At 70.9% G+C, this 21,591-nt stretch carries 18 protein-coding genes; 10 read left to right on the forward strand and 8 right to left on the reverse strand.

What is annotated here, in order from left to right; all coding sequences use genetic code 11:
• Positions 1 to 141 precede the first annotated feature (141 nt).
• The 4 genes from IE97_RS0132730 to ybaK all read left to right on the forward strand — a co-directional run bounded on the left by IE97_RS0132730 (position 142) and on the right by ybaK (position 4,172).
• Entirely contained in the window at positions 142 to 1,719 is a 1,578-nt protein-coding gene (locus tag IE97_RS0132730; protein WP_030248652.1) for an oxidoreductase, read from the forward strand.
• Positions 1,720 to 1,876: 157 nt separating this feature from the next.
• Complete coding sequence (locus IE97_RS0132735) at positions 1,877 to 2,908, forward strand: hypothetical protein (RefSeq protein WP_030248653.1); 1,032 nt, start codon at positions 1,877 to 1,879, stop codon at positions 2,906 to 2,908.
• 11 nt (positions 2,909 to 2,919) lie between these two features.
• Positions 2,920 to 3,660 (forward strand): LON peptidase substrate-binding domain-containing protein, encoded by a 741-nt coding sequence (locus IE97_RS0132740; protein ID WP_030248654.1) that lies wholly within the window; start codon positions 2,920 to 2,922, stop codon positions 3,658 to 3,660.
• Positions 3,661 to 3,671: 11 nt separating this feature from the next.
• A complete protein-coding gene (gene ybaK / locus IE97_RS0132745) occupies positions 3,672 to 4,172 on the forward strand; it encodes a Cys-tRNA(Pro) deacylase (protein ID WP_030248655.1) in 501 nt (166 codons plus the stop codon).
• Positions 4,173 to 4,274: 102 nt separating this feature from the next.
• Here ybaK and IE97_RS0132750 read toward each other — a convergent pair whose 3' ends face one another.
• The 4 genes from IE97_RS0132750 to IE97_RS0132765 all read right to left on the reverse strand — a co-directional run bounded on the left by IE97_RS0132750 (position 4,275) and on the right by IE97_RS0132765 (position 8,252).
• The gene (locus tag IE97_RS0132750) at positions 4,275 to 4,988 is read right to left on the reverse strand and encodes an AAA family ATPase (RefSeq protein WP_078603459.1); all 714 of its coding nucleotides are present in this window, start codon (positions 4,986 to 4,988) and stop codon (positions 4,275 to 4,277) included.
• 56 nt (positions 4,989 to 5,044) lie between these two features.
• Complete coding sequence (locus IE97_RS0132755; protein WP_030248657.1) at positions 5,045 to 5,866, reverse strand: ABC transporter permease; 822 nt, start codon at positions 5,864 to 5,866, stop codon at positions 5,045 to 5,047.
• A 76-nt stretch (positions 5,867 to 5,942) separates the two neighbouring features.
• Positions 5,943 to 6,917: an ABC transporter ATP-binding protein gene (locus IE97_RS0132760; RefSeq protein ID WP_030248658.1), complete on the reverse strand. Its 975-nt coding sequence runs from the start codon at positions 6,915 to 6,917 to the stop codon at positions 5,943 to 5,945.
• A gap of 123 nt (positions 6,918 to 7,040) precedes the next feature.
• Positions 7,041 to 8,252 (reverse strand): NYN domain-containing protein, encoded by a 1,212-nt coding sequence (locus tag IE97_RS0132765; RefSeq protein ID WP_030248659.1) that lies wholly within the window; start codon positions 8,250 to 8,252, stop codon positions 7,041 to 7,043.
• Between the two features lie 222 nt (positions 8,253 to 8,474).
• Here IE97_RS0132765 and IE97_RS40965 point away from each other — a divergent pair, with 222 nt between their 5' ends.
• Positions 8,475 to 8,639 carry a hypothetical protein gene (locus IE97_RS40965; protein WP_234331881.1) on the forward strand — a complete coding sequence of 55 codons (165 nt, stop codon included), beginning with the start codon at positions 8,475 to 8,477 and terminating at the stop codon, positions 8,637 to 8,639.
• A gap of 98 nt (positions 8,640 to 8,737) precedes the next feature.
• Here the strand turns inward: IE97_RS40965 and dnaE are convergent, their stop codons facing one another.
• Positions 8,738 to 12,277 (reverse strand): DNA polymerase III subunit alpha, encoded by a 3,540-nt coding sequence (dnaE, locus tag IE97_RS0132775; RefSeq protein ID WP_030248660.1) that lies wholly within the window; start codon positions 12,275 to 12,277, stop codon positions 8,738 to 8,740.
• 227 nt (positions 12,278 to 12,504) lie between these two features.
• On the opposite strand from dnaE, the gene IE97_RS0132780 reads away from it, so the two are divergent.
• From IE97_RS0132780 to IE97_RS0132795, 4 genes are all read left to right on the forward strand, one after another.
• Positions 12,505 to 13,830, forward strand: a complete 1,326-nt coding sequence (locus IE97_RS0132780) for a DUF2252 domain-containing protein (protein WP_030248662.1) — start codon at positions 12,505 to 12,507, stop codon at positions 13,828 to 13,830.
• 82 nt (positions 13,831 to 13,912) lie between these two features.
• The gene (locus IE97_RS0132785; RefSeq protein ID WP_030248664.1) at positions 13,913 to 14,608 is read left to right on the forward strand and encodes a membrane protein; all 696 of its coding nucleotides are present in this window, start codon (positions 13,913 to 13,915) and stop codon (positions 14,606 to 14,608) included.
• A 95-nt stretch (positions 14,609 to 14,703) separates the two neighbouring features.
• Complete coding sequence (locus tag IE97_RS0132790; RefSeq protein ID WP_030248666.1) at positions 14,704 to 15,528, forward strand: thioredoxin domain-containing protein; 825 nt, start codon at positions 14,704 to 14,706, stop codon at positions 15,526 to 15,528.
• Between the two features lie 100 nt (positions 15,529 to 15,628).
• Entirely contained in the window at positions 15,629 to 17,299 is a 1,671-nt protein-coding gene (locus IE97_RS0132795; RefSeq protein WP_030248669.1) for an alkaline phosphatase D family protein, read from the forward strand.
• Here the strand turns inward: IE97_RS0132795 and IE97_RS0132800 are convergent.
• Positions 17,284 to 17,865, reverse strand: coding sequence for a dienelactone hydrolase family protein (locus IE97_RS0132800; RefSeq protein WP_030248670.1), 582 nt, complete (start codon positions 17,863 to 17,865; stop codon positions 17,284 to 17,286). The genes IE97_RS0132795 and IE97_RS0132800 overlap by 16 nt on opposite strands.
• Positions 17,866 to 17,973: 108 nt before the next feature.
• Here IE97_RS0132800 and IE97_RS0132805 point away from each other — a divergent pair, with 108 nt between their 5' ends.
• The gene (locus IE97_RS0132805; protein ID WP_030248671.1) at positions 17,974 to 19,104 is read left to right on the forward strand and encodes a mechanosensitive ion channel family protein; all 1,131 of its coding nucleotides are present in this window, start codon (positions 17,974 to 17,976) and stop codon (positions 19,102 to 19,104) included.
• Positions 19,105 to 19,160: 56 nt separating this feature from the next.
• On the opposite strand, the gene IE97_RS0132810 is transcribed toward IE97_RS0132805, so the two are convergent.
• Together IE97_RS0132810 and IE97_RS0132815 are read right to left on the reverse strand one after the other, a co-directional pair.
• A complete protein-coding gene (locus tag IE97_RS0132810) occupies positions 19,161 to 19,901 on the reverse strand; it encodes an SDR family NAD(P)-dependent oxidoreductase (protein ID WP_030248674.1) in 741 nt (246 codons plus the stop codon).
• 61 nt (positions 19,902 to 19,962) lie between these two features.
• A complete protein-coding gene (locus IE97_RS0132815) occupies positions 19,963 to 21,549 on the reverse strand; it encodes a Na+/H+ antiporter (protein ID WP_030248677.1) in 1,587 nt (528 codons plus the stop codon).
• Positions 21,550 to 21,591: the final 42 nt, after the last annotated feature.

A 21,591-nucleotide genomic window follows, 5' to 3' on the forward strand; every position in this document is an offset into this window, starting at 1 on the left:
GCACGTATCAATGGCTGATACAGCACACCGCCGAAGCGCGGAAGATCCCCTTCACGTTTCGCGTTCGGCCCGTCACCCAGCGGGCATGAACTGCTGTAGGAGGGACGTGACCCGCGAGTACCTGAGGAGGAAGGAAGAGACGTGACCGAGGGGGCCGGCCTGGGGGCCGGGGAAGTGCCCGAGGACCTGACCGCGGCCGAGGCCGGCATGTGGCAGGCCTTCCGCAACGGCAGCGTGTACGACCTGAGCAGCGGCGACCCGGTGGTCGACGATCCGCACGGCGGGCACCCGTGGGGCGAGGACCGGACCGTACGGGCCCGGATCGTCTGCTGGCTGCTGCTCGACGGCCCGCCCGCCCTGGCCGGACGGGTGTCCTCTCTGAAGCTGGCCGGCCTGCGGGTCAGCGGCTCGCTGGATCTCGCGGGCGGCACGGTGGTGCCGTACACCGAGATGCGCCAGTGCCGTTTCGAGCAGGACGTGCTGCTGCCGGAGGCCCGCTTCACCACCCTGCGGATGGTGGACTGCTCGGTGCCGCGGCTGGAGGCGGCGCGGGTGCAGACGGAGGGCGATCTGCATCTGCCGCGCTGCCGCTTCCACCGCGGCATCCGGCTCACGGACGCGCAGATCGGCACGGACCTGATGCTGAACCAGGCGGTCGTGCACCGGGACCGCAGCGGCCGGTCGGTCGCCGCGGACGGCCTGACCGTCGGCCAGGACTTACAGGCGGAGCTGCTGGAATCGCACGGCGAGCTGAGCCTGCGCGCCGCCACGATCGGCGTGTCGCTGAGCCTGCGCGGCGCCCGGCTGGCCAACCCCTACGCGCGGCTCGCGCTGAACGCTCCGCAGCTGACCGTCGAGCGCAGCCTGTATCTGACTCCGGCGGGCGTCGGCGCCCAGGCGATGAGCGGCATGACCCCGGCGCAGGGGACGCGCATCCAGCGCTTCGAGTGCGAGGGCGGGATCCGGCTGGACGACGGGCGCTTCGGCGACGCGGTCGACTTCGAGCGGGCCCGGTTCACCCTCACGGACGACCAGGAGCTGTCGCTGCGCCGGATGCAGACGCCGGAGCTGCGGTTCCTCGGGGAACAGCCGGCGCGCGGGCGGGTGGTGCTGTCGGGGGCGAAGATCATCAATCTGATGGACCGGGCGGACGCCTGGCCCGGCCCGGGGCGGTTGCACATGGGCGGCTTCTTCTACGAGAACCTCGTGCCGCGCGGGCCGTTCTCGCTGGCGGAGCGGCTGGACTGGGTGGCGGCGGCGACCGCCGAGTACAACCCGGAGCCGTACGAGCGGCTCGCGGCCGTGCTGCGGGCCGGCGGGGAGGACGAGGACGCCCGTGAGGTGCTGCTCGCGAAGCAGCGCCGGCACCGGGAGAGCCTTCCGCCGGCCGCCAAGCTGTGGGGCTACGTCCAGGACTGGACGGTGGCCTACGGGTACCGGCCGGGCCGGGCCGCGGTGTGGATGGCGGTGCTGTGGGCGGCGGGTTCGCTCGCCTTCGCGCAGGCCGGCCATCCGCCGCTGAAGCGGGGCGAGCATCCGGAGTGGAACCCCGCGCTGTTCACCCTCGATCTGCTGCTGCCGGTCATCGACCTGGGACAGGTGGGCTTCTGGCAGCTGCGCGGCGGCTGGCAGTGGCTGGCGACCGCGATGATCCTGCTGGGCTGGATCCTGGCGACGACGGTGGCGGCGGGAGCGACCCGGCTGCTTCGCCGCAACTGACGACATCGGACCGCTCCGGGGCCGCCGTGATGTCCGTGATGCCTGTGTGACCAGGGTTGTTGAACTGTCACGCCTTTACCTTCTCTTGACCACGCGGCGTACAACTTTCCGCGAGTTCCATGAACGTACTGGCGCCGCCATGACCAGCGGACTTTCAATGGTCGGCACCATGGCTCTGCAGCTGCCCTTCATCCGCGCCGGCCGGATGACCAGGACCTCCCCCCACCTCGTCGGCGGCCCGTGCGCCGACGACGAGGTGATGCTCGACGCGCCTGACGCGCGGCTGAGCCCGGCGCTGGTCGCCGCCGCCCGCGGTGACCACGGACCGGCCGCCGGGCTGCTCCACGCCACGCGCGCGGCCGCCGAGTGGGAACGGCGCGACCGGTACGTGACCCGGCTGGCCGCCTTCGCACGCTCGCGTCCCGAGTGGCTGGACGCCTGGCTCGCCACCGCTCCGAAGGATCCGGACGCGCTGCTGGTCGGGGCCCAGCTCGCGGTGGACGGCGCCTGGCGGTCACCGGCCCGGGCCGAGGCACTGCGCGAAGTGAGCCCGCTGCTCACGGCGGCGGCCCGGGGCGACCGGCGGGACCCGGTGCCGTGGCGGCTCGCGCTCGACCACGCCCGCGGCGCGCAGGCCGGGCACAAATACTTCGAGGAGCTCTGGGCGGCGGCCGTACGCCGCGCCCCGCACCACTACGGCTGCCACGTGGCGGCCCTGCGCTACCTGGCCTCCTCCTGGCACGGCTCGCACCACGAGTGCTTCGACTTCGCCGACCGGGCCGCGCAGGACGCGCCCGCGGACGCCCTCGTCCAGGCCCTCCCGCTGCGGGCGGCCTTCGGCTACCTCACCGACGGCTGCGGGCCCGAGGTGCCACGCGAGCGGCTGGACGCGGCCGTCGACCGGGCGATCGCGCTGTCCCCGCGACTGCCGGCGGCCGACCCCTGGCCCGCCCGGATGCGGAACCTGCTCATCTTCGTCCTGGTGTGCCTGGAGCGCTGGGCGGACGCCCAGGAACAGCTGCGCCTGAACGGGCCGTACGCCACCTCGTTTCCCTGGGACCGGGTGTCGGACGATCCGCTCGGCCACTTCCTGCGGATCCGTGACGACATCCGGGTGGGAGCGGCCGGCCGGCCCCCGGAACATCCACGGAGTGAACGGGGCGGACGAGTCCGCCCGGGCGACCATTAGGCTTTTGCGTCGTGACCACCGTCCGGCTCCCCCTCTTTCCCCTGAACTCCGTGCTGTTCCCGGGGCTCGTGCTCCCGCTCAACGTCTTCGAGGAGCGGTATCGCGCCATGATGCGCGAGCTGTTGAAGACGCCGGAGGACGAGCCGCGCCGGTTCGCCGTCGTGGCGATCCGCGACGGCCACGAGGTGGCCCCGAGCGCGCCCGGCATGCCCGACCCGACGGCCGTGCCGGAGCGGGGGCCCGCGGCCGGTTTCGGCACGGACCCGGCCACGTCGTTCCACAAGATCGGCTGTGTGGCCGACGCGGCGACGATCCGGGAGCGTCCCGACGGCTCCTTCGAGGTGCTGGCGACCGGCACCACCCGGGTGAAGCTGCTGTCGGTCGATGCGTCAGGCCCCTTCCTGACGGCCGAGCTGGAGACGCTGGAGGAGGAACCCGGCGACGAGGCGGCGCCGTTGGCCGAGGGGGTGCTGCGCTCCTTCCGCCAGTACCAGAAGCGGCTGGCGGGCGCGCGGGAACGGTCCCTCACTACCGGCGCCGAGCTGCCCGACGAGCCGGGCGTGGTCTCCTACCTGGTGGCCGCGGCGATGATGCTGGACACTCCGACCAAGCAACGCCTGCTCCAGGCCCCCGACACGGCCTCCCGCCTGCGCGACGAGCTGAAACTCCTTCGCTCCGAGACCGCCATCATCCGTAGTCTGCCGTCGTTGCCGTCGTCGGACCTGACGCGCGGCCCGACGAGCCTCAACTGAAGCGGACCCGGATGGCGAAGAAGTCGAAGAAGCAGCAGCAGGGCGGCACGCCCGCGACCGTCGCCCTCACGGCGGCGGGCGTGGAGTTCACGGTCCACTCCTACGACCACGACCCCGCCCACCCCTCCTACGGCGAGGAGGCGGCCGAGGCGATGGGCGTCTCACCGGACCGCGTCTTCAAGACCCTGGTCGCCGACGTCGACGGCGCGCTGACGGTCGCGGTGGTCCCGGTCGCGGGCCAACTCGACCTGAAGGCCCTGGCAGCGGCGGTCGGCGGCAAACGCGCGACGATGGCCGACCCGACCCTGGCGGAACGCACGACGGGTTACGTCCGGGGCGGCATCTCCCCCCTGGGCCAGCGCAAGAGACTCCCGACGGTCCTCGACGCCTCGGCGTCCTCCCACCCGACCATCTGCGTCTCGGCGGGAAGGCGGGGCTTGGAGGTGGAGCTGTCCCCGGAGGACCTGGCGAAACTGACGGAGGCGGTACTCGCTCCTATCGGGCGCACCTAGCCTGCGGGCAGTCGTGCCGCTGGGGCGGCACGGGTGGGCGCAGGCGGCACCCCGTAGCGCCGGGTCGCGCAACGCCCTGAGCAGGACACCAACGCCGAGCACCTACGAAACGGCCGGTCCCTGATACGCCTCGTCCCCGTACTCCGGCTCCGGATCCCGAGGCCCGAACAACGCCGCAAGCCCGAGATGCACCACCAACGCGGCAACCGGCCAGGCCAGCAACGCCCCCTTCGCCCCCAGCCGCAACGGCGCGGAGAACGTCACCCCACGCCCCACCTCACGCGCCCGGGCGACCACGTCCTCCGCGGGCCCGAGCCACACCCCGGCCCGCCAGGCCAGCAACGACCCGAGCAGCCCCCCGACGACCAGCCCCACCACCAGCGGCACACCCCCGCGCCGCCGCAGCAGGAACACGACCAGAGCGCTGACGACGCCGAATCCCAGCGCGAGCAACGTGAACGTCCCGTCGACCCCGACGGCCTGCTCGCCCTCGGTGTCCTTGAGGTAGACGACCCATTTGCCCTCCACCACGTCACCGACCAGCGGCACGTGCGGTGCGAGCCACCACCACAGCACCCCGAGCAGCACCCCGCCGAGCGCCACGGCCACCGAGATCACGGCGGCCTCCCGCACTTCCGTCTTCATCCCGGGCCCGTCCTGTCCGTACCAGCCGTGCCCGGCGTACTCGGCATGCTGGGACCCGGGAGCCTGAGCCCCCTGGGCCTGGGGCCCGTACGCCTTTGCCCCGGCGTCCGGCGGCTGCCACGAAGACTGTGCGGAACGTCCATGCGGTGGCGGAGTCAGTGGTGCGGTCACCCTGACATCGTGCCAGGCCCGCCTGTGCTCCGCGTCACCGGACGATCCCTCCCCGCTCACCGGACGGCCGCCCGGCGGTACGCCCAGGTCGCCACGGCCAGCGAGACCACGCCCACGACCCCGCACACGGCGAGGTCGCCGAGGACGAAGGCCCAGTCGGGATTCGGCCCGAACGTACGGGCGAAAGCCTCGACGCCGTACGTCGACGGCAGCAGATCCCGCGCGAAGCGCACGGCCTCCGGCATCCGGTCCGCCGGCAGCACACCCAGCAGCAGCGCCGCGGACATGCCCAGCTGGCCGAGGAGTGTGGCCAGCTCCGGCCGGGGCGCGAGGAGCCCCAGCGCCGCCCCCAGCCCGGCGAGCGCGGCACCCGCGAGCGGGATCACCGCCACGAGAATCCAGAGATGAGCCAGCGGAAGCCCGAACAGCACACAGCCGAACACCGCCGTCACGACGGTCCCCGGCACGGTGAACGAGGCGTAGGCACCCGCCGCGCCCAGCACCACCGCCGCGGGGGGCACCGGCAGCGTCGCGTAGTGGTCGAGTCCGCCGCTGGCCCGGAGCTGCCCGAAGTACTGGGCGAGGAGGTTCAGCGCGACGAAGGCGACCACCAGGACCGACGACCCGGCGACGACCGCCTGCGCCTCCGCCCCGTCGTCCACCACGCCGCGCATCAGGACCATGATCCCGATCGACTGGAACGTCGCCACGAACAGCAGCGGGATCCGCGCCACCCGCGCGCGGGACAGCTGCGCCCGGTACACGGCCGCGAGCGACGGCCACAGCCGCGCGCGAGGTCCGAGTTCGGCCGCGGTCGCGGCGGGCTCCTCAGCGGCCAGGGCACTGCCCGGCAGGACATCGGCGGGTACGACACTCACGTCGTGCTGCTCCCCTTCGTCGGGTCCACTGCGGCAGTCGGTACGTACGCGGGGGCCCACGTACTCAGGGGGCTTCTCACGCCTTCACCAGCCCCTGCCGCACGGCACCGCCCAGGGCCAGGTACACGTCCTCCAGGCTCGGCGTGGCCAGCGTGAAGTCGTCCAGGGCGGCGAAGGCGGCCCCTCCGGTGACGGTCGCGACGACCGCCCGGGCCTCCTCGGGCCCCAGTCGGAGTGTCCAGCGCCGGCCCGATTCCACGACGCGGTCCCGCAGCGCGGCCACTTCGGGGACGTGCAGCGGCGCCGCGTCCCGCCACACCAGGTCCACCCGCACCTCACCGGCGACCTGCTCCTTGAGCCCGCCGGGCGTGTCGCAGGCGATCACCCGCCCCCGGTCGAGGACGGCCACCCGGTCCAGCACGGTCTCGGCCTCGATGACGTTGTGGGTGACGAGCAGCACGGTCGTCCCGCGCTCGGCCCGGCGCCGGTCGACCGCCGACCACACGGCCCGCCGCGCCACCGGGTCCATACCGGTGGTCGGCTCGTCCAGCACCAGCAGCGGCCGCTCCCCCACCAGCGCCGCGGCGAAGCACGCCAGGCGCCGCTGGCCCCCGGAGAGCTTCTTCAGCGGCCGCCCGGCGAGCGCCCCGAGCCCCAGTTCGTCGAGTACCTCGTCGCGCTCGGCCCGCGCCTGCCGCACGTCCAGGCCGCGCAGCCGCCCGGTGGTCTCGGCGGCGAGCGACACGGTCAGCTCGTCGAGGGCGGTCGACTCCTGACCGAGGTAGGCGAGGATCCGCGCGGCCCGCTCGGGATGGCGCACGATGTCGTGCCCGAGGATCTCCACGCTGCCGCTGTCGGGCCGCATGAGTCCGGTGAGCTGCCGTACGAGGGTGGACTTGCCGGCGCCGTTCGGTCCGAGCAGGCCGAAGATCTCACCGCGGCGGATGTCCAGCCGTACGTCGTCCGTGGCACGGACCTCGGGTGTGCCGGGCGCGCCGCGCCGGCCCCGGACCGCCGGATAGGTCTTGGTCAGCCCGCGCACCGCGCACACGACGTCACCATCGTGCCGAAATGCCTGTGCCGCGCGCGTACTCACAAGGGACGAGACTACGGGGTCGGGCGCCCTGGTCCGCTCCCGGGTCGGTCCTGGGCGGGAAATCCGCAGGCGAAGTCCTCAGTCGCCGACGGGTGCGTGCTCCACGCCCGTGCGCACGCCGATCTCCTTCCAGAAACCGGCCCGGATGGCGTAACGGTCCCGCTCGTCGATCTGGTCGTCCTTGTGGGCGAGCAGGCCGAAGCGGGCGGCATAGCGCAGCAGCTCCCCGTCGACACGGTGCGGGATGCGCGGGTACATCCCGGACAGTTTCTGCAGGTGGCTCTGGTCGCCGAGGCGCTCCACCCAGCGCCGGGCGAAGACCTGCCCCACCTCGAAGGGGTCGCCGCCGACCGTGGTGATGTCCTCCTCGCGGTCGGCCCACCGCTGCTCGGCCGTGGTCAGCTGGGCGAGCGTCGGCATCGAGGCGGCCTCGGGAGGCTCGGCTGCGGGCCGGTCGACCCAGCCCTTGTCGGAGGACCAGCGGAGGGTTGCGGAGGCGGGGTGCTGGGCGGGCTGGGCGCCGGGGGCACGCAGGGCGGCCAGGTCTTTGGGCGTCGGGACCCCTTTGGGGGCGGGCACCCGCTCCTCGGTGCCGTTCTGCCCGGGACCGGCCGCCGGGTGCGGGGGCTGCGGGGCGGGTCGTTCGGCCGCGGCAGCGAGGGCGGAGTCGGGCAGGGGGGCGGAGAGGATCGCGGCGATCTCCGGCCGGGATGCGGACTGGGGGGCGCACACGCCGGAGTACTCCCTGGCGCGGACGGCCTTGGTGATCCACGCCCGGTCCAGGACGCGCCGCTCGTCGGCCTCGGCGACCAGGTCCTCGGACTGGTTGTAGTCGCCGTCGGCGGCCTGGACGGCCCACAGGTGGACGGCGACGCCGTGCTCCTTGGCGGCCATCATGCCGGGCAGCAGGTCGCCGTCGCCGGTGACCAGGACGATGTCGGAGCAGGCGCGGTTGCGGGCCAGTTCGGTGAGCTCGGCGTGCATCGCCGCGTCCACGCCCTTCTGCGCCCAGCGGCCGTCGCTGCGGGTCAGCGCGCCGAGCCGGACCGTGACCCGGGGCATCACGCGCAGCCTGCGGTGCTCGGGTTGCGGAACGCGGTCGGGGGCGCCGTCGAACCAGTAGATCCGCAGCAGCGGCTGCTGGGTGTCGGACTCGGCGCGTTCGCGCAGGCCCTGGATGAGGGCGGTGTGGTCGACGGTGATACGGGACCGTGAGGGCTCCCCGGCGAGGAGACTCGCCGCGGCTCCCAGCAGATACCCGGCGTCCACCAGGACGATGCAGCGGTCCACGCGACTCACCCTCTTCCCAGGAGGTTTGCTTCGGGCTTGCTTCGAGTCTGCCCGACGCCGCGGAGGTTAACGGCCGGAACTCGATCTTCGGCGTGGCGTTTCGGAGGATCCCGCCGCGACCAGCCCTGTCACGCACGGTAATTGTCCGACATGCGATCGTTGTCGGCCTGTGTGAATCTGGTCCCGGCCCTGGCCCCTAGATCCCCCACAGGAGGCATCACCATGGCCAAGAACAAGAACCGTGACCGTAAGCAGCAGCGTCCCACCGAGCGTGGCCAGCGGGCGGACCGCCGCCCCGCGGCCGAGGCGGAGCCACAGCCGGAGGCGGAGATGACCCCCGGCGACGTGGCGTCGCGCAAGCGGAAGCGCAGCTTCGGCCACAACTGACGTCCGCGTGACGGGTCGTTGGTACCCGGACACACGTGAGGGGCGTACCCGGTACCGGGTACGCCCCTCACACGCATCGAGTGCCCTCTAGGGCCTGTTCAGCCCGCCAGGCAGGACGGCCCCAGCAGCACCTTCAGGTCGCCGAAGAGCGCCGGGTCCGGCTTCACGCGGTGCCGGTCGAGGCGCAGCACGGTCGTCTTGGTCGGCCCCTGGAGCTTGATGCGGACCTCACTGTCACCCTTGTGGTGGCTGAGGACCTCGCCGAGGCGGCTGACCAGCGGCGGGGTGACCCGGGTGGCCGGGATGGTGAGGATCACCGGCGCGTTGGTGCCCGCGTTGGACAGGTCGGGCACCATCAGTTCCATCGCGACGAGCCGCGGCACGTCCTCGCGCTTGTCGAGCCGGCCCTTGACGAACACCACGGCGTCCTCGACGAGTTGGGTCGAGACGAGCTGGTAGGTCGCGGGGAAGAACATGCACTCGATCGAGCCCGCGAGGTCCTCGACGGTGGCGATGGCCCAGGCGTTGCCCTGCTTGGTCATCTTGCGCTGCAGGCCCGAGATGATGCCGCCGATGGTCACCACGGATCCGTCGGAATAGTCACCACCGGTCAGCTGGGAGATACCGGCGTCGGCCTTGTCGGACAGGATGTGCTCAAGGCCGAACAGAGGGTGGTCGGAGACGTACAGACCGAGCATCTCCCGCTCCTGGGCGAGCAGATAGGTCTTGTCCCACTCCTCGTCGGTGAACTGCACGTCGAGGCCGAAGCCGGGCTCGCTGCTCTCCTCCTCGCCCATGCCGCCGAAGAGGTCGAACTGGCCCTCGGCCTCCTTGCGCTTGACCGCGACCACGTTGTCGATCATCGGCTCGTACTGCGCGGTCAGGCCCTTGCGGGTGTGGCCCATGGCGTCGAAGGCCCCGGCCTTGATCAGCGATTCGGTGGTGCGCTTGTTGCAGACCACCGCCTCCACCTTGTCCAGGTAGTCCGGGAAGGAGACGTACTTCCCCTTGGCCTTGCGGCACCTGATGATCGACTCGACGACGTTCGTACCGACGTTGCGGACGGCGGAGAGGCCGAAGAGGATCACGTCGTCGCCCTGGGCGGCGAAGTTGGACATCGACTCGTTGACGTCCGGTGGGAGCACCTTGATGCCCATGCGGCGGCACTCGTTGAGGTAGACGGCCGACTTGTCCTTGTCGTCCTTCACGGACGTCAGCAGCGCGGCCATGTACTCGGCGGGGTGGTTCGCCTTGAGGTACGCCGTCCAGTACGAGACGAGTCCGTACGCGGCGGAGTGGGCCTTGTTGAACGCGTAGCCGGCGAAGGGGACCAGCACGTCCCAGAGCGCCTGGATGGCCTCGTCGCTGTAGCCCTTCTTGCGGGCGCCCTCCTGGAAGAGGACGAAGTTCTTCGCCAGTTCCTCGGGCTTCTTCTTGCCCATCACGCGGCGGAGGATGTCGGCCTCGCCGAGCGAGTAGCCGGCGATGATCTGGGCGGCCTTCTGCACCTGCTCCTGGTAGACGATCAGGCCGTAGGTGACGTCCAGGACCTCCTTGAGCGGTTCCTCCAGCTCGGGGTGGATGGGCGTGATCTCCTGCTGGCCGTTCTTGCGCAGCGCGTAGTTGGTGTGGGAGTTCATGCCCATGGGGCCCGGGCGGTACAGGGCCGACACGGCGGAGATGTCTTCGAAGTTGTCCGGCTTCATCAGCCGGAGCAGGGAGCGCATGGGCCCGCCGTCGAACTGGAAGACGCCGAGGGTGTCGCCGCGCTGGAGCAGTTCGAAGGTCGTGGGGTCGTCGAGCGGGAGGCTCAGGAGATCGACGTCGATCCCCTTGTTGGACTTCACCATCTTGACGGCGTCGTCCATGATCGTCAGGTTGCGCAGGCCCAGGAAGTCCATCTTCAGCAGGCCGAGCGACTCACAGCTCGGGTAGTCCCACTGCGTGATGGTCACGCCGTCGGTGTGCCTGACCCAGACCGGCACGTGGTCGGTGATCGTCTCACTGGACATGATCACGCCGGCGGCGTGCACGCCCATCTGCCGGACCAGGCCCTCGACGCCCTTGGCGGTGTCGATGACCTTCTTCACGTCCGGCTCGTTCTCGTACATCGCCCGGATCTCGCCCGCCTCCGAGTACCGGGGGTGCTCGGGGTTGGTGATGCCGTCCAGGTTGATGCCCTTGCCGAGGACGTCGGCGGGCATGGCCTTGGTGAGGCGGTCACCCATCGCGTACGGGTAGCCCAGCACGCGCGCGGAGTCCTTGATCGCGTTCTTGGCCTTGATGGTGCCGTACGTGCCGATCATGGCGACCTTGTCGGCGCCGTACTTCTCGGTCACGTAGCGGATCACCTCGACGCGCCGGCGCTCGTCGAAGTCGATGTCGACATCGGGCATGGAGATGCGCTCGGGGTTGAGGAACCGCTCGAAGATCAGGCCGTGCGGGATGGGGTCGAGGTCGGTGATGCCGAGGGCGTAGGCGACGATCGAGCCGGCCGCGGAGCCTCGTCCGGGGCCGACCGCGATGCCCTGCTTCTTGGCCCACATGATGAAGTCGGCGACCACGAGGAAGTAGCCCGGGAAGCCCATCGAGATGATGGTGTCCATCTCGTACTCGACCTGCTTCATGCGGTCGTCGGGGATGCCGTCCGGGAAGCGGCGGTGCATGCCGCGCAGGGTCTCCTCGCGGAACCAGCTGACCTCCGTGTACCCCTCCGGGATGTCGAACTTGGGCATCAGGTCGCGCTTCTCGAACATGCCCGTGGTGTCGACCATCTCGGCGATCAGCCGAGTGTTGGCGCAGCCCTCCTGCCAGGCGTCCGAGGAGTCGATGGCGTACATCTCGTCCGTGGACTTCAGGTAGTAGCCGGTGCCGTCGAACCTGAAGCGGTCCGGGTCGGAGAGGTTCTTGCCGGTCTGGATGCACAGCAGGGCGTCGTGGGCGCTCGCCTCGTGCGAGTAGGTGTAGTGCGAGTCGTTGGTGACCAGCGGGGGGATGCCGAGCTTCTTGGCGATCTCCAGCAGGCCGTCACGGACCCGGTGCTCGATCTCGATGCCGTGGTCCATCAGCTCCAGGAAGTAGCGGTCCTTGCCGAAGATGTCCTGGTAGTCGGCGGCGGCCTTCAGGGCCTCGTCGAAGTGGCCGAGGCGGAGCCGGGTCTGGACCTCGCCGGAGGGGCAGCCGGTGGAGGCGACGATGCCCTCGGACCACTTGGCGATGGTCTCCTTGTCCATCCGGGGCCACTTCTGCAGCCAGCCCTCGGCGTACGCGTCCGACGACAGCCGGAAGAGGTTGTGCAGACCGGTCTTGTTCACGGCCCACATCGTCTTGTGGGTGTAACCACCGGAACCGGAGACGTCGTCCCGCTTCTGGTGCGGCTGGCCCCACTGGATCTTGCGCTTGTTGCGGCGGGACTCGGGCGCCACGTACGCCTCGATGCCGATGATCGGCGTGACCCCGGCCTTCTGCGCGGAGTGGAAGAAGTCGTACGCCCCGTGGAGGTTGCCGTGGTCGGACATGGCGATGTGCGTCATGCCCATCTCATTGCACGCGTTGAACATGTCCTTCAGCCGCGCGGCACCGTCCAGCAGCGAGTACTGGGTGTGGACGTGCAGGTGCGTGAACGGCGTCTTTGACACGGCTGCGGCCTCCAGAGAAAACATACGACGAATGGGGCCCGGCAGGCTGCGGACAGTCTGGGGGACAGCGTCGAAGTCTATGCCTCGGCGGTGACACCCGGGGGCCCGACCCGCGTACCTTCAGGCGGGGGTCGCGGGCACTCCCGCGGACCGCCGCACGTTGTGCGGAGGGCGGACCCGCCGTCCCCGAAACCGACGCAGACGTACGCACCAGGAGGCACCCAGCGATGTCGTTCCCGCAGCTCGACGACGAGCACCGCGGTGAGGAGATCCTCGCCGTCTTCGACACCGCCTTCGGCGAGCTCCTGGCCGCCGACCCGGCCGCGTTCCGCGTGAAGTTCCGGAAGATGGCGGCCTCCGCCTTCGCCTTCTACCGGGGGACGGCGTGCCTCTTCTACCACGACCTGGACGACGCCGAGCGGGGCGGACCCTACCTCGACGAGCGGACGTCCCGGGTCTGGATCCACGGCGACCTGCACGCGGAGAACTTCGGCACCTACATGGACGCCAACGGCCGCCTGATCTTCAACGTCAACGACTTCGACGAGGCGTACGTCGGCCCCTTCACCTGGGACCTCAAGCGCTTCGCCGCGTCCATCGCCCTCATCGGGTACGCGAAGGCGCTCAGCGACGAGCAGATCACCGAGCTGGTGCGGATCTACGCGATCGCCTACCGCGAGCGGATCCACGCCCTGGCCACCGGCGCCAAGAGCGACGAGGTGCCGCCGTTCACGCTGGACACCGCGCAGGGACCGCTGCTGGACGCGCTGCGTGACGCCCGTTCACTGACCCGTTTCGGCCTGCTGGAGTCGATGACCGAGATCCGCGACTTCGAGCGCCGTTTCGCGCCGGGCGGCGGCTCGGTGGAGCTGGACGCGGCCACGCGCTACAAGGTGCTGGCCGCCTTCGACGGCTATCTGGAGACGCTGCCGGACAGCTCGCTGGCCCGCCCGGACTCCTACCGCGTGAAGGACGTCGTGGGCCGGCGCGGCATCGGCATCGGCTCGGCGGGGCTGCCGTCGTACAACATCCTGCTGGAAGGTCACAGCGACGCCCTGGAGAACGACGTCGTGATCTACATCAAGCAGGCCCAGACCCCGGCGGTCTCCCGGCACATCACGGACCGGGCGATCCGCGACTACTTCCAGCACGAGGGGCACCGCACGGTCATCTCCCAGCGCGCCCTCCAGGCGCACGCCGACCCGTGGCTGGGCTGGACCGAGCTGGACGGCGCGGGCCAGCTGGTCGCCGAGATCTCGCCGTACGCGGTGGACCTCGACTGGGGCGACATCGACGACGCCGAGGAGATCGCCGAAGTGGTGGCCGACCTCGGCCGGGCCACGGCCACGATGCACTCGGCGGCGGACGACCAGTCCGGGGAGTCCCTGGTGCCGTTCTCCACGGAGCGGGCCATCGACGCGGCGATCGCTGCCGACGAGGACGGCTTCGCGCCCCTGCTGGTCGACTTCGCGCACCGCTACGGCGCACGCGCGCGTGCCGACCACCAGACCTTCGTGGATCTGTTCCGCAACGGCCGGATCCCGGGCCTCTAGCCGGGGGCTTTGGCCATTACCTTCCTCACAGGCATCCTTTAGGGGTCCCTTACAGGTCCCCGTGACAGACTCTCCTTTCGCTATGGACATATCCGGAATCCAGCTCAGAGCCGTACGCGCGGCGCTGTTCACGGCGGTGGTCGTGACAGTCAGCACCGCGTCGCACGTGCTGCTGTCCCGGGTTCCGCTGCCGATGGGCACGGTGGCCGCGGTCGCCGCCGCCGTGTTCGTGATCGCGTACGCCCTGGCGGGCCGCGAGCGCTCCTTCGGGCGGATCGCGGCCCTGCTGGTCCCGCTGGAACTGGCCGCCGACACGGTGTTCACCACGGGCCAGCACGCCTGTTACGGCCGGGCGGGCGGCCCCGTCGCCGGGCCGCTGCGGTCGGTCGGTCTGGACGTGCTGTGCGGGGGCGGCGAGGTCGGCACTCCCCTGGCCAGGATGGCCGGGGCCACCGGCACCGAGCGGCTCGCAGCGGTGATCGCCCATGCCGAGCCGGCCACCGCCTGGCTGCTGCTCGGTGCGCACATCGGCGTGGGCCTCGCCGCCGCCGCGTGGCTGCGCCGCGGCGAGCGGGCCCTGGCCCAGCTGCTGCGGGCGGTGGCGGCCACGACGTTCCGGCCGCTGCTGCTGGCGGTCGCCGCGGTGACGGTGGAGCGCGCCCCGGCGGGGCGCCCGCTGCCGTCGCGCGTCTCCGGCCTCACGTCCACGGCCCGTGACCTGGTCCTCGCGTACTCCCTGGGACGGCGTGGACCGCCGTGCTCGCCCGCCCTCGCCTGAGGCACGCGCCGTCCTGCACGGCCCTTCGAGCACGAGCAGTCCCCTGTACGTATTCCGCACACGACGTGTGCGCGTCCCCGACGGAGAACATCACCATGAGCAAGCGGAACAGCCAGGCGGCGAAGACTGCGGCCCGCGAGCGGCTGCGCGCCGAGCGCGAGCGCGAGGCCAAGCGGGCGAAGGCCAAGCGGCAGATCATCGTCGCCCTCTCGATCGTCGGCGTCCTGGCGGCGGCCGGCGGTGTGGGATACGCGATCGTCCAGGCCAACAAGCCCGACAGCTGGGAGGCCGCAGCGCAGGCCAAGCTCGTCAAGCCGGCCAACACGTCGGGCAAGGACGGCACCACTGTCGTCATCGGCAAGGACAGCGCCAAGAAGACCCTCGTCATGTACGAGGACCCGCGCTGCCCGGCCTGCGCCCAGTTCGAGCAGACCGTCGGCTCGACCGTCGACAAGGACGTCGAAGACGGCAAGTACAAGGTCCAGTTCGTCGGCGCGACGTTCATCGACAAGAACGTTCCGGGAGTGGGCTCCAAGAACGCCCTCAGCGCGCTGGGCGCCGCCCTGAACGTCAGCCCCGAGGCCTTCCTCAAGTACAAGAACGCGCTGTACTCGACGGAGTACCACCCCAACGAGACCGAGGACAAGTTCAAGGACGACGACTACCTGATCGACGTGGCGAACTCTGTCGACGGCCTGAAGAACAACAAGAAGTTCCAGGCCGCCGTGAAGGACGGCACCTACGACAAGTGGGCGCTCGTCATGAGCAAGAAGTTCGACACCGACGGGAAGAAGTACAGCTTCCAGGGCACGCCGACGCTGCTCATGGACGGCAAGAAGGTCACCGGCAGCGACCGCGAGAGCGCCCCGATGACCGTTGACGAGTTCAACACGGCCATCGAGACCGCGCTCAAGGGCTGACCGCGCACCGCGACGCGAAGCACTGCCTGAATGTCAGAGGGCGGGCGGACTTTCCCAGTTCGCCCGCTCCGGCGCGTACCGATCAGTAACCTGATCGTTCGTGACCAGTCGATACAGATCATCGAAGACGTCAGAGGGCCTCAACTCCCTCACCCCTCGCCGCCGTACGGTCGTCAAGGCCGCGGCGGCGACTGCTGTCCTGGCCGGACCGCTGGCGGCGACCCTGCCCGCGCGGGCCGTCGACCAGGCCCCCGCCTTCCTGCACGGTGTCGCCTCCGGTGACCCGCTGCCGGACGGCGTCCTGCTGTGGACTCGCGTGACCCCCGTCCCGGAGGCCATACCGGGCTCCGGACTCGGTCCGGACACCGAGGTGAGCTGGGTCGTCGCCCGGGACAAGGCGTTCACAACCGTCGTCGCCAAGGGCTCCACCACCGCGACGGCCGCCTCCGACCACACCGTGAAGGCCGACATCCGCGGCCTGGAGCCGGCCACCGACTACTGGTTCCGCTTCTCCGCCGGGGGCACCGACTCCCCCGCCGCCCGCACCCGTACCGCCCCGGCGGCCGACGCTGCCGTCACCAACCTGCGCTTCGGCGTGGCCTCCTGCGCGAACTGGGAGGCCGGCCACTTCTCCGCGTACCGTCATCTCGCGACGCGCGGCGACCTGGACGCCTGGCTCCACCTCGGCGACTACATCTACGAGTACGGCACCGGCGAGTACGGCACCCGCGACAAGGTCGTCCGTCCGCACGCCCCGGCCCACGAGATCGTCACACTCGCCGACTACCGCGTCCGGCACGCGCGCTACAAGACCGACCCGGACCTCCAGGCGCTGCACGCGGCGGCGCCGGTCGTGGCGATCTGGGACGACCACGAGTTCGCCAACGACACCTGGTCGGGCGGAGCGGAGAACCACACGGAGGGCGCGGAGGGCGCCTGGTCCGCCCGCCAGGCAGCCGCGAAGCAGGCCTACTTCGAGTGGATGCCGGTGCGTCCGGCGATCGCGGGCACCACCTACCGCCGGCTGCGCTTCGGCAAGCTGGCCGACCTCTCACTGCTGGACCTGCGGTCCTTCCGCTCGCAGCAGGTCAAGGTGGGCGACGGCGAGGTCGACGACCCGGACCGCACGCTCACCGGCCGCGCCCAGCTCGACTGGCTCAAGTCGGGCCTGAAGGCGTCCGACACGACCTGGCGGCTGGTCGGCAACTCCGTGATGATCTCGCCGTTCGCCATCGGCTCGCTCTCCGCCGACCTGCTGAAGCCGCTGGCCAAGCTGCTGGGCCTGCCGCAGGAGGGCCTCGCCCTCAACACCGACCAGTGGGACGGCTACACCGACGACCGCCGTGAACTCCTCGCCCACCTGCGCGCGAACGCGATTCGCAACACGGTGTTCCTGACCGGCGACATCCACATGGCCTGGGCCAACGACGTGCCGGTGGACGCCGGCACCTATCCGCTCTCGCCGTCGGCCGCCACGGAGTTCGTCGTCACCTCGGTCACCTCCGACAACCTCGACGACATCGTCAGGGTCCCCGAGGGCACGGTCTCCGCGGTCGCCTCACCCGTCATCCGGGCTGCCAACCGGCATGTCCACTGGGTCGACACCGACCGCCACGGCTACGGCGTCCTGGACATCACGGCCGAGCGCGCGCAGATGGACTACTACGTCGTCTCCGACCGCACGAAGCGCGACGCGACTGCCACGTGGGCCCGGTCGTACCGCACGCGCAGCGGCACGCAGAAGGTCGAGCGGACCTACGACCCGGTCTGAAGCGTTTCGAGGAAGCCGAGCGCCACCCGCCAGGTGGCCTCGGCGGCCTCCTCGTCGTAGTCCGGCAGGTCGGGGTCGGTGTAGAGGTGACCGGCCCCGGCGTACCGGTACACCTCCACGTCGGCGCCGGTCCGGCCGATCTGGAGGTACCAGGCGCTGAGCCAGTCGTCCGTCTCGAAGGGGTCCGGCTCCGCCACGTGCAGCTGGACCGGCAGCTCGTCCGCGGTGACGCCCGGCGCGATGTCCGACGTGCCGTGCAGGAGCAGCAGCCCGCGCGCCTTGTCGTCGCCGAGGGCGAGGGTCTGCGCGATGGAGGCGCCGAGCGAGAACCCCGCGTACACGAGCCCGCGCTCCGAGTAGGGCGCGGCGGCCAGCACCGCCCGCTTCAGCAGCTCGTCCTTGCCGATCTTCTCCTTGTGCTCCATGCCGTCCTCGACCGCGTCGAACGTACGCCCCTCGAAAAGGTCGGGCGTCCACACCTCGTGACCGGCCGAGCGCAGCCGGTCAGCGGCCTGGAGCACCGCGGGCCGCAGCCCGAAGGTCGAGTGAAAGAGCATGATGTTCATGAGGCCCATGGTGCCAGCCCGGTGTGACGACCCGGCTTCGCGGCACTACCCACCCGGCGTCGGAAGTCACATGTTCATGCCCCCTGGGAGCCGGTTAGGTTCGGTGGCATGGAGAACCTGCTACGACCGCTGATCGTGGTCGGTGGCTCGGTCGTGCTCACGCTGGTGATCGGCTGGGCCACCGACTTCCTGCTGCGCAAGGCCGACGATCGTCACCATGAGACACCGCTGTGGGGCCTGCTGCGCCGCGGCCGCATCCCTTACCAGCTCGTGCTCTTCGCCGCCCTGCTGAGAGGGTCGTACGACGAGGCGCAGCTGCTGGAGGCCCGTCGCGAGGGCATCGCCCAGGCGCTGACGCTGGTGCTGATCGGATCGGCCGCCTGGCTGGTGATCCGTATCGCGTCGGCGATCGTCGAGACGTCCTACAGCCGGTACGCCCATGGCCGGGCCCAGCGCGACCCGGCCAGGGTCCGCCGGGTGCGCACCCAGGTGACGCTGATCATGCGGGTGGTGTCCGCGATCGTCGGCGTGGTGGCCGCGGCGAGCATGCTGCTGACGTTCCCGGCGTTCCGGGCGGCCGGTGCCTCGCTGCTGGCCTCGGCCGGCATCCTCGGCATCGTCGCCGGTGTCGCCGCCCAGTCCACGCTGAGCAACATGTTCGCCGGGTTCCAGATCGCCTTCGGTGACATGGTGCGCATCGGGGACACCGTGGTGGTGGACGGCGAGTGGGGCACGGTCGAGGAGATCACGCTGACCTTCCTGACCGTGCGCACCTGGGACGAACGCCGGATCACCATGCCGGTGTCGTACTTCACGTCCAAGCCGTTCGAGAACTGGTCGCGCGGAACGCCGCAGATGACCGGCATCGTCTTCTGGCACGTCGACCACACGGCCCCGGTGGACGCGATGCGCGACAAGCTCCGCGACATCCTGCGCGAGTGCCCGGCCTGGGACGGCCGCGCCTACGACCTGTCCGTCACGGACACCACCCCGAGCACCATGCAGGTGCGCGCCCTGGTGACGGCGAAGGACGCCGACGACATCTGGACGGTGCGGGTCGCGGTACGCGAGCAGATGATCCGGTGGCTGACCGACGAGCACCCGTACGCCCTGCCCAGGGTCAACACCGCGGACGCGATACTGCCGCCGTCCCGCAACGGAGACCGCCCGTCCCCGGACCGGGTCCCGGCCCAGCAGCGCCGCTACCACGGCAACGGCTCCTCTCCTCCGGAGCGCTGACGAGCACAGGGGGAGGGCCGCCCGTGGCACGGGCGGCCCTCCCCCTGTCGTGCTCGTCAGTGACCGCGCTCGGCGCCGCCGTTGACCTGGATGATCTGGGAGGTGATGTGCCCGGCGCCCGGGGAGGCGAGCCAGTGCAGGGTCTCGGCCACGTCCCCGGGGGTTCCGGCCCGCCCGGTCGAGGTCTCGCCGATGAGCCGGGCCCGCCGCTCCTCGGCCATCGTGTCCCCGAAGAACTCGGTGTCCTCGATGTAGCCGGGCGCGACCACGTTCACGGTGATGCCACGCGGCCCCAGCTCGCGGGCGAGGTCGTGGGCGTAGGGGTGCAGACCGGCCTTGGCCGCCGCGTACGCCCCGCTGCCGGAGCCCCGGTAGGCGGCGATGGAGCTGAGGAACAGCACCCGCCCGCCGGGCTCGGCGAGCCGCGGCTTCAGTGCCTCGGTGAGGAGGACTGCGGTCAGGGTGTTGAGCCGGAAGTTCACGGTCCAGGTATGGGCGACGCCCGCGAGCGGGTCATCGATCCCGGCATCCGGCTCCAGCAGCCCGTTTCCCCCGGCACTGTGCACGAGCACGTCCACGGCCCCGAACTCCCGCTCCACGAGCGAGGCGACACCGCGTACGTCCTCCGGCTCGGTGAGATCGGCCGCGTAGGTCAACGCCCCGGGCACACCGGCCCTTTCCAGCACCTCGGCCCGCCGCCCGAGCAGCAGTACCCGATCCCCGCCGTCGGCGAACACCCGAGCCGCCGCGAGCCCAATTCCGGTACCCCCACCACTGATTACTACGTTTCGTGCCATAGCCACGACCCTAGGCCCCGTCAGCCGCCGTCGCCGAACGAGCCCCGCACGAGGGAGCACATCACCGCAGACTACGGACGTCGAGATGCCGCAGCACCCGGTCGACGACCTCCGGATCGGCCCCGGGCTCGCTGCGCGCCGCCAGCACCTCATGCCGCGCCGCACTCAGCATCTCCTGCTGAATCCGCCGCACCCGCTTCACCCGGTGCGCCCGCTCCCGGTGCGCCTCCCGTCGCTCGTCCTCCGCCAGTTCGGGGCTGATCCGCACCCCGATGTCGAACGCCCGCCGCAGCATCTGCTCGGTCAGCTCCTCCGGCAGTTCCTCGGTCTCCTCGATCTCCCGAAGCCTCCGCTTGGCCGCCTGTGCCGCGCGCTCCGCCAGCCCCTTCGCCAGCTCCTTCTCACGGTCCGTATCGGCCTTCACACCCAGCCGCCGCACCAGCCACGGCAACGTCAGTCCCTGCAGCACGAGCGTCGCCATGATCACTCCGAAGGCGATGAAGATGAGCTCGTCCCGGTTGGGAAAGGGCGCCCCCTCGTCCGTCTCCAGCGGAATGGCCAGGACCAGTGCCACGGAGGCCACCCCGCGCATCCCGGACCACCACATCACCACGGTCTCGCGCCAGCTCACCGGGATGTCCTCGTCGTAGTCCCGCCGCGCGTGCAGCCGCTTGGTCAGCCAGGTCGCCGGCAGCAGCCACAGCAGCCGGACGAGCACGACCACGACCACCACCATCGCCGCCCATCCGAGCAGCTCGCCCCACCGGCCGGACGCGGTGCGAATGGCGTTGTGCAGCTCGAGGCCGACCAGCCCGAACGCGACACCGGTGACGAGCGTGTCGACGATGTTCCAGAACGTGTGCCCGGCCAGCCGCGTCATGACGTCGTCCGCGTCGGACCCGTACTCCGCGAGGAACAGCGCGGTGGTGAGCACGGCGAGCACGCCGGACCCGTGCAGTTCCTCCGCCATGACGTACGAGGCGTACGGCACCAGCAGGGTCAGCGAGATCTGGAGGGTCGCGTCCCCGAGCAGCTCCATCAGCTTGTTGGCCCCCCAGCCCAGTGCGAGGCCGACGGCCACCGCCACCACCGCCGACAGCACCAGGTCGAGCCCCGCCTTCCAGGGCGAGAACGTCCCGCTGACGGCCGCGGCGATCGCCACGTGGTAGAGGACGATGGCCGTCACGTCGTTGAAGAGCCCCTCGCCCTCCAGGATCGACACCAGCCGGCGGGGCAGCCCCAGCTGACCGGCGACGGCGGTCGCCGCGACCGGGTCGGGCGGCGCGACCAGCGCACCGAGCGCGAACGCGGCGGCAAGCGGCAGCCCGGGCACGATGGCGTCGGCCGCGGCGGCCACACAGGCCATGGTGACGAACACCAGTGCCACGGCCAGCAGGAAGATCGGCCTCTTGTTCGCCGCGAACTGCCGCCATGACGTGCGCCGCACGGCGGCGTACAGCAGGGGCGGCAGCAGCAGCGGCAGGATCAGATCCGGCGGAACCTCGACGTTGGGTACGAATTCGAGCAGCGCGAGAATGATGCCGAGGAGGGTCATCAATACCGGCGCGGGCACCCGCAGCCGGTCCCCGATCGGGACGCTCACCACGGCCCCGAGCAGCAGGACGAACAACAGGGCCAACTGATCCACGGTCAGCGCTCCGGGAGGTCAGACGTGCACTCGGCTGACGTC

It is taken from the genome of Streptomyces sp. NRRL S-455, from assembly GCF_000717875.1.
In the GTDB taxonomy this organism is placed as follows: Bacteria; Actinomycetota; Actinomycetes; order Streptomycetales; family Streptomycetaceae; genus Streptomyces.

Coding starts and splice junctions, on each gene's coding strand:
- IE97_RS0132735 (WP_030248653.1), top strand. CDS start 1,877: ATGGTCGGCACCATGGCTCTGCAGCTGCCCTTCATCCGCGCCGGCCGG.
- ybaK (WP_030248655.1), top strand. CDS start 3,672: ATGGCGAAGAAGTCGAAGAAGCAGCAGCAGGGCGGCACGCCCGCGACC.
- IE97_RS40965 (WP_234331881.1), top strand. CDS start 8,475: ATGGCCAAGAACAAGAACCGTGACCGTAAGCAGCAGCGTCCCACCGAG.
- IE97_RS0132780 (WP_030248662.1), top strand. CDS start 12,505: ATGTCGTTCCCGCAGCTCGACGACGAGCACCGCGGTGAGGAGATCCTC.
- IE97_RS0132785 (WP_030248664.1), top strand. CDS start 13,913: ATGGACATATCCGGAATCCAGCTCAGAGCCGTACGCGCGGCGCTGTTC.
- IE97_RS0132790 (WP_030248666.1), top strand. CDS start 14,704: ATGAGCAAGCGGAACAGCCAGGCGGCGAAGACTGCGGCCCGCGAGCGG.
- IE97_RS0132800 (WP_030248670.1), bottom strand. CDS start 17,865: ATGAACATCATGCTCTTTCACTCGACCTTCGGGCTGCGGCCCGCGGTG.
- IE97_RS0132805 (WP_030248671.1), top strand. CDS start 17,974: ATGGAGAACCTGCTACGACCGCTGATCGTGGTCGGTGGCTCGGTCGTG.
- IE97_RS0132810 (WP_030248674.1), bottom strand. CDS start 19,901: ATGGCACGAAACGTAGTAATCAGTGGTGGGGGTACCGGAATTGGGCTC.